The organism is Vibrio maerlii (assembly GCF_003415655.1).
GTDB classification, from domain to species: Bacteria; Pseudomonadota; Gammaproteobacteria; order Enterobacterales; family Vibrionaceae; genus Vibrio; species Vibrio maerlii.
On the sequence record NZ_QRHC01000047.1, the window covers coordinates 1 to 656 of the forward strand.

Here is a 656-nt window from a genome sequence, read left to right on the forward strand (position 1 = left end):
GTCGAGGTAYTCAAACGCATCGATATCATCACTGTCGGTATCGATGTCCGTTAAGGCCACTTTAGCGAACACCTCTACAGCAGCGGCGGCGCTGGTCTTAACGGTAAACCCAACCGTATCGCCTTCATTGACGTCGCCACCGCCTTCAATCCACACCTCTGGGCGGTCATCATCAGGATCATCACCCGGACCATCACCATCATCAAAGATGGTAGCGGTCGCGGAGTTCGGCTCACTTGCTGAAGCCACGGTGCCACTGTCTGGTGTTACGCCYACTGAAAAGTCTTCGGGACCTTCATACACGTTATCAGGCGAGGTCACCACTCGAAGCGCAACCGACGTCTCCTCAACGGGAATTGGGATCACGCCATCCACTGGCACGGCTTGCCAGATACCCTCATCGTCGAGGTACTCAAACGCATCGATATCATCACTGTCGGTRTCGATGTCCGTTAAGGCCACTTTAGCGAACACCTCTACAGCAGCGGCGGCGCTGGTCTTAACGGTAAACCCAACCGTATCGCCTTCATTGACGTCGCCACCGCCTTCAATCCACACCKCTGGRCGGTCRTCATCAGGMTCWTCACCCGGACCATCACCATCATCAAAGATGGTAGCGGTCGCGGAGTTCGGCTCACTTGCCGAAGCCACGGTGC

The 656-nt window shown here is 56.0% G+C and carries 1 pseudogene; it reads right to left on the bottom strand.

The window, feature by feature from the left end:
• Positions 1 to 656 (bottom strand): annotated as a pseudogene (locus DPF91_RS22145) (Calx-beta domain-containing protein); the annotation flags it as partial.